A 6765-nucleotide genomic window follows, 5' to 3' on the forward strand; every position below is an offset into this window, starting at 1 on the left:
GACTGGATTGGCCGCGCGCTCGGCATCCTGACGCTGACGCCCTACGATTGCTGGCGGCGCGCCCACGCGACGCACCACGCCAGCGCCGGCAATCTTGACGAACGCGGCATGGGCGACATCCGGACGCTGACCGTTGCAGAATACCGGCAGATGTCGTGGCGGGGCCGCCTCGCCTATCGTCTCTATCGCCATCCGCTGGTGATGTTCGGGCTCGGTCCGATCTGGCTTTTCATCTTCGAGCAGAGGCTACCCGTCGGCATGATGCGCGGCGGCCTGACCCCTTGGGTGTCGTCGATGACCACCAACCTTGGCATCGCGGTCGCAGCAGCCGTCCTTATCTGGTTCGTCGGCCCGGGCGCTTTCCTGGTGGTTCACCTGCCGATCGTCATCCTCGCCGGTTCGGCCGGCATCTGGCTGTTCTACGTCCAGCACCAGTTCGAGGAAACGGAATGGGCGAAGGATGCCGACTGGGAATTCCAGCACGCCGCCTTGCACGGATCGTCGTATTACGATCTCCCGCCGGTGCTGAACTGGCTCACCGGCAACATCGGTGTCCATCACGTCCATCACCTCTCGGCCAAGGTGCCGTGCTACCGGTTGCAGGAAGTGCTGCGGGATTATCCCGAGTTGCGCGACATCGGACGGGTTACGCTGCTCGAAAGCTTGCGCTGCGTCAAACTGGCATTGTGGGACGAAAACCGCCGCAAGCTGGTGTCGTTCCGCGAGGCACAGGCGGCGGCTTAAGCAATTCCAGGAGAAGTGTGAACGGTTTTCCAGGGAAAGCGCGTAACGTTTTCCCTAGGCGCCGCGGCCTGGAGCTCCGATCAGGCAGCCCTGATCATGTCGGCGGCCTTTTCGGCGATCATGATGGTTGGGGCATTGGTGTTGCCACCAATCAGTGTCGGCATCACCGAGGCGTCCACGATACGCAAGGCTTCAAGCCCGCGCACCTTGAGTTGCGGATCGACCACCGCCATCTCGTCGACCCCCATCCGACAGGAGCCGACCGGGTGATAGACCGTGTCGGCGCGGGTACGGATATGGGTCATCAGATCGGCATCGCTCGGCTCGCCGGCGATGTGCATTTCCTTGTGCCGGTAGCGCGTCAGCGCCGGCGAAGCCAGCACCTGCCGGGTGATCCTCACGCCTTTCAGCAGCAGTTCCGCATCGCGCTGGTCGCCGAGAAAGCGCGGATCGATGCGTGGCGCGGCAAGTGGATCGGCGCTGGCCAGCCCAACCTCGCCACGCGAGTGCGGCCGCAATATGCAGACATGACAGGAAAAGCCGAAACCGTAGTGCAGCGTGCGCGCATGGTTTTCGACCAAGCCGATGACGAATTGCAGCTGCAGGTCAGGGCGCTCAAGCGCCGGGTCGGATTTGACGAAAGCGCCGCTCTCGGCCGACGGCGAGGCGATCAGCCCGGTTCCATCCCGCCGCCACTGCGCGATGTGCCTGAGGAAACCCCACGCGCCGCGCGGGCTCATACCGAGCATATCGGTGTCCTTCGATCTCCAGCCGACGATAAAATCGAGGTGGTCCTGCAGGTTCTTGCCGACGCCCGGCAATTCGTGGACGACGGGAACGCCATGCACGGCAAGTTCGGCCGCCGGGCCGATACCCGACAGCAACAGAAGCTGCGGCGAACCGAAGGCACCACCGCAGAGGATCACCTCGCGCGACGCCTGTGCCACTGCCTCGCCTTTGCGCGTCCGGTAGCGGATGCCGGTGGCGCGCTTGCCGGCAAGGACGATGCCTGTGGCGTGCGCCCGCGTGATCACGGTCAGATTGGTCCGCTGCATCACCGGATGGAGATAGGCGGCGGCAGTCGAGCAGCGCTCGCCATTACGGGCGCCACCGGCAAACTGGGTCACTTGGAAATAGCCGGCGCCCTCTTGTTCCGGTCCGTTGAAATCGTCCGAGGCGCGAATCTGGTTTTCGGCACAAGCCTCTATGAAGGCCTTGGCGATCGGCCTCGGCGAGCGCTGGTTCGACACTTTCAGCGGGCCGTCCCCGCCATGCAAGGCATCAGTGCCGCGCTCATTGCCCTCGGCGCGCCGGAAATAGGGCAGAACCTCATCCCACGACCAGCCCTCGCAGCCCAGATTTGCCCATTCGTCATAGTCGCTGCGATGGCCCCTGACATAGAGCATTGCATTGATGGCGCTGGAGCCGCCCAGCGCCTTGCCGCGCGGCTGGTAGCTCTTGCGGCCGCCAAGACCTTGCTGCGGCACGGTCTCGAAGGCCCAGTTGTTGATCCTGGGCCGGCCGGAAAGCATGCCGATAATGCCAGCCGGAGCACGGATCAGCATATCCCTGCCCTCGCCGCCAGCTTCGATCAGGCAGACCGTTTTCGATGGATCTTCCGAAAGCCGCGCGGCAAGCGCACAGCCGGCGGACCCACCGCCGGCTATGACATAGTCGTAACGCATGAAGACCCCTCCCCGATCGTCCACGGATTTTCCATCCGGATGATCAAGAGAAGGCCTGAACACGGCTGATGTAAAGACGCGCGGAATTACCGCAACGTCAGCTGCTGCGAACGCGCCGCCAGGAGTATTTCGGGCCTTTTGGTTCCGGCACGGCGGCTGGCTGGTAGTAGAGCCCCAATCCGCCGGTGCGGCCCTCCTCCAGGCGCTTCAACAGCACCGCATTGGAAATCTCGAACTCGTCGAAGCCTAGCCGCAGCATATGCGGCAGTTGGTCCACCAGCACCTGGCCCGTGGCGCGAACGGCACCTTCGAAATGGTAGCGGCCGCGCAGCAGTTCTCCCTTGGAGAAGGAGCGGCCGTCGCTGAAGGCCGGGAAGGCCAATGCCACCAGCGACAGCTGGTCGAGCAGGTCGGCAATCTTCTCGAGCTGATCACCAGGCTGCAGCAGGACGCCGAGCCGTTCCTTGGCCGAGCGGCGCACCTCCGGATCCAGATCGAGGAAGACTTGCAACGGCAGGATGAAGCGGCCGTTGCCGGACAGCGCATCGGCGCTTTCGGCATGCGTCCACTCATCCTCGTGAAAACCCGCAGGGGTCCAGAGTCGGGTCTCCGCTGTCGTCGGTTCAGTCATCAAAAAGTTCCTAAATAGTCAAACGAACCAAGGATGTGTTGAGATTCAGGTCAGGCTGAGTCGAAAATGGCGGCTTCCGAGAACCGGAGCGGAGCGTACTTGAAGTACGTGAGCACCGGAAGCGCAGGAAGCTGCCGTTTGCAGGCCAGCCTAACCTGAATATCAGCATATCCTAAAGGGATGCGTCGGTCAGCGACTTCTCCAGCCCCGACAGGTGAATGCCGCACTCGGTCTTGGCGTGACCGGCCCAGCGGCCGCTGCGCGCGTCCTCGCCCGGCTGCACCGGCTGCGTGCACGGGAAGCAGCCGATCGACAGATAGCCATAGGCGACCAGCGGATTTTCGCGCAGCGCATGCGCGCGCATGTAGTCCGCCTGGTCCGATGTCGTCCAATGCGCCAGCGGATTGATACGGATACGCGGACCGACCGCCTCGAACACCGGCAGCGCCGCCCGCGTCGCGGCCTGAAAACGCTTGCGGCCGGTGAGCCAGGCACGAAATGGCGCGACACCGCGCGCCAGCGGCTCCACCTTGCGCACGTCGCAGCAGGCGTCGGTGTTGCTCTGATGCAGATTGCCCGTCGGGTCGATCCGTTCGAGTGCTGCTTCCTCGGGTTTGATCACCCTTATGTTGGTCAGCCCGAAATCGGCGGCGAGCGCGTCGCGATAGCCGAGCGTCTCCTCGAAATGCTTGCCGGTGTCGAGGAAGATGACCGGCAGCGTCCGGTCGATCTTGGCGATCATGTGCAGCAGCACAGCCGAATCCGCGCCGAACGACGACACCGCGGCGATCTCGTCGAGGAACAGTTCGCGGGCCGAGCGTTCGATGATCTCGATCGGCTTCAGATGACCATAGAGCGCATCGAGCCCCGCCGCTTTGGCGGCGATGCCGTCATCGACGTCTCCGATACGGTCAAGCGGCCTTGGCTTCGCCAGCATAGAGCGCCTCCTTGAACGGCGCGGGACCGACTCGGCGGTAGGCGTCGATGAATTTCTCTTGCGGGTCGAGCCGGAGGCCGAGATAGGTCTCGACAATCTGCTCGATGGCGTCGGTGATCTCTTCCGACGAGAAGCCGCGGCCGATGATCTCGCCGACCGAGGTGTTCTCGTCTGCCGAGCCGCCCAGCGTCACCTGATAGAGTTCGGAGCCCTTCTTCTCGACGCCCAGGATGCCGATGTGGCCGACATGGTGATGACCGCAGGCGTTGATGCAGCCGGAGATCTTCAGCTTCAGTTCGCCGATCTCGCGCTGCCGCTCAAGCGAGGCGAAGCGGCGCGAGATTTCCTGCGCGATCGGGATCGAGCGCGCCGTGGCCAGCGCACAGTAGTCGAGGCCCGGGCAAGCGATGATGTCCGATATCAGGTTGGAATTGGCCGTCGCCAGGCCGATGCCGACCAGCGCATCATAGACCGCCTTGAGGTCGGCGCGGGCCACATGCGGCAGGATCAGGTTCTGCTCATGGCTGACACGCAGCTCGTCAAAGCCATATTTCTCGGCGATGTCGGCGATCGCTTCCATCTGGCTGTCTGAGGCATCGCCGGGCACCTCGCCGATGCCCTTCAGCGAGATCGTCACCGCCGCATAGTCGGGATGGCGGTGCGTCACGACATTCTGGTCGAGCCACTCCGAGAACCCCTTGGAATCGAGCCGCGCCAGCTTGACCGCCTGGTCGCCTTCCGGCCGCCCAGCGAGCACCGGTGGCGCGAAATAGGCCTCGATGGCGCGGATGTCCGCTTCCGGCAGCTTCAGCTCGGCGTCCTTCAACTCCTGCCACTCGGCCTCGACCTGGCGGGTGATCTCCTCGACGCCGGTCTCATGGACGAGGATCTTGATGCGCGCCTTGTACTTGTTGTCGCGGCGGCCATAGAGGTTGTAAACGCGCAGGATCGCCGTGCAGTAGGACAGAAGGTCGGCTTCCGGCAGGAAGTCGCGGATCTTGCGGGCAACCATCGGCGTGCGGCCCTGGCCGCCGCCGATATAGACGGCGAAACCGAGTTCGCCGGCGGCGTTCTTCTTCAGGTGCAGGCCGATGTCGTGGGTCTGAATGGCGGCGCGGTCGCGCTCGGCACCCGTCACCGCGATCTTGAACTTGCGCGGCAGGAACGAGAATTCCGGATGCACCGACGACCACTGGCGCAGGATTTCCGCGTAGGGACGCGGATCGGCGACTTCGTCGGCGGCAGCGCCGGCGAAATGGTCTGCGGTGACGTTGCGGATGCAATTGCCGCTGGTCTGGATGGCATGCATCTCAACGCTCGCGAGATCCGCCAGGATCGCCGGAATGTCCGACAGCGCCGGCCAGTTGAACTGGATGTTCTGGCGGGTGGTGAAATGGCCATAGCCCTTGTCGTATTTGCGGGCGATGTGACCAAGCATGCGCAACTGCTTGCCGTTCAGCGTGCCGTAAGGCACCGCGATGCGCAGCATGTAGGCATGCAGTTGAAGATAGACGCCGTTCATCAGCCTCAAGGGCCGGAACTGGTCCTCGGTGATCTCGCCGGCAAGACGACGCTGCACCTGGTCGCTGAACTCGGCGACGCGGGCCTGGACAAAATCGTGGTCGAACTCATCGTAACGGTACATGCTTGGTCTTTCAGGGCGCGTCCGCCCATGCCTGGTGTCTTGGTTATGCTGCCCGCGCAGCCTGCTTGCCGAGATCGTTGCGGATGGTCGGGCCGGCGGCGCGGATCTTCTCGCGCAGCCGCACCGGTTGGACGACACCGTTGACGACTTCAGCGTCGATCAAATTGACGTCGACCACTTCGTCGGCGGCATAGGCCTTGGCGCCGATCGCCTCGAGCCTGTCCTCGGCTGCCTTGTCATGGGCGAGGTCGGCATGGTCCACCGTCTCGGCCCAGCCGCCATCGGCGTACCAGACGGCAATGCCGTCGGTGAGGCGGTTGGCGGTCAGTATCTTCATGGCTGAACTCCTTCGGCGACCGAACTGGAAGCACCTTCATGCCTGTGTGCCGCCAGCGGCTCGGATCGCTCAAAATTGGCGCCGGCGACCGCATCGCCGATGATGGTCATGACCGGGCCGGAAAGATCGGCGCGCGCTTCCAGCGACGGCAGGTCGGCAAGCGTGCCGTGGAAGCGACGCCGGTTGGCGAGGCTGGCATTCTCGACCACGGCCACCGCGGTGTCCGGCGACAGACCGGCCTCGATCAGCCGTCCGGCAACCTCGGCGGCCACCGAGCGGCCCATATAAACGGCGACGGTGGCGCCGGAAATGGCGAGCTTGGCCCAGTCGGGCAGCGAATTGCCCTTGAGGTCGTGGCCGGTGGTGAACACCATCGACGAGGAGACACCGCGCAAGGTCAGCGGCAGTTCGAAATCGGCGGCGGCGGCAAAGGCCGCGGTGACACCCGGAACCACCTCATAGGCGATGCCGGCATCACGAAGTGCCGCCATCTCTTCGCCGGCCCGGCCGAACACCAGCGGATCGCCTGACTTCAGCCGCACGACACGCTTGCCTTCACGGCCAAGCTCGACCAGCAGCGCATTGATCTCAGCCTGGCTCTTGGTGTGGCAGCCCTTACGCTTTCCGACCGGCAGGCGCTCGGCATCGCGGCGACCCATGGCAACGACCGCCTCGGGCACCAGCGCGTCATGGACGATGACATCGGCTTCCATCAGCAGACGATGGGCCCGCAAGGTCAAAAGATCCTCGGCGCCCGGACCGGCGCCAACCAGCGCGATGTGACCG

General features: G+C 64.2%; 7 protein-coding genes. 1 reads left to right on the plus strand and 6 read right to left on the minus strand.

Features of this window, described 5'->3' with window-relative positions; translation table 11 throughout:
* A partial coding sequence (locus EOC06_RS25590) for a fatty acid desaturase (RefSeq protein WP_164898732.1) occupies positions 1 to 744 on the plus strand: 744 nt, incomplete at its 5' end.
* An 80-nt stretch (positions 745 to 824) separates the two neighbouring features.
* Here the strand turns inward: EOC06_RS25590 and EOC06_RS25595 are convergent.
* The 6 genes from EOC06_RS25595 to cobA form a co-directional block, all read right to left on the minus strand.
* A complete protein-coding gene (locus EOC06_RS25595; RefSeq protein WP_128309091.1) occupies positions 825 to 2429 on the minus strand; it encodes a GMC family oxidoreductase in 1605 nt (534 codons plus the stop codon).
* A gap of 97 nt (positions 2430 to 2526) precedes the next feature.
* The gene (locus tag EOC06_RS25600; protein WP_127271069.1) at positions 2527 to 3060 is read right to left on the minus strand and encodes a DUF934 domain-containing protein; all 534 of its coding nucleotides are present in this window, start codon (positions 3058 to 3060) and stop codon (positions 2527 to 2529) included.
* Between the two features lie 172 nt (positions 3061 to 3232).
* Entirely contained in the window at positions 3233 to 3997 is a 765-nt protein-coding gene (locus tag EOC06_RS25605; protein WP_127272509.1) for a phosphoadenylyl-sulfate reductase, read from the minus strand.
* Positions 3972 to 5642 carry a nitrite/sulfite reductase gene (locus tag EOC06_RS25610; protein WP_127272508.1) on the minus strand — a complete coding sequence of 557 codons (1671 nt, stop codon included), beginning with the start codon at positions 5640 to 5642 and terminating at the stop codon, positions 3972 to 3974. The genes EOC06_RS25605 and EOC06_RS25610 overlap by 26 nt, the downstream gene beginning before the upstream one ends.
* A gap of 43 nt (positions 5643 to 5685) precedes the next feature.
* Complete coding sequence (locus tag EOC06_RS25615; protein WP_128309092.1) at positions 5686 to 5979, minus strand: DUF2849 domain-containing protein; 294 nt, start codon at positions 5977 to 5979, stop codon at positions 5686 to 5688.
* The coding region (gene cobA / locus EOC06_RS43490; RefSeq protein ID WP_245470061.1) for a uroporphyrinogen-III C-methyltransferase at positions 5976 to 6765 on the minus strand (790 nt) is incomplete at its 5' end. The genes cobA and EOC06_RS25615, both read right to left, overlap by 4 nt.

This window comes from Mesorhizobium sp. M7A.F.Ca.MR.362.00.0.0 (assembly GCF_004023175.1).
Taxonomy (GTDB): domain Bacteria; phylum Pseudomonadota; class Alphaproteobacteria; order Rhizobiales; family Rhizobiaceae; genus Mesorhizobium.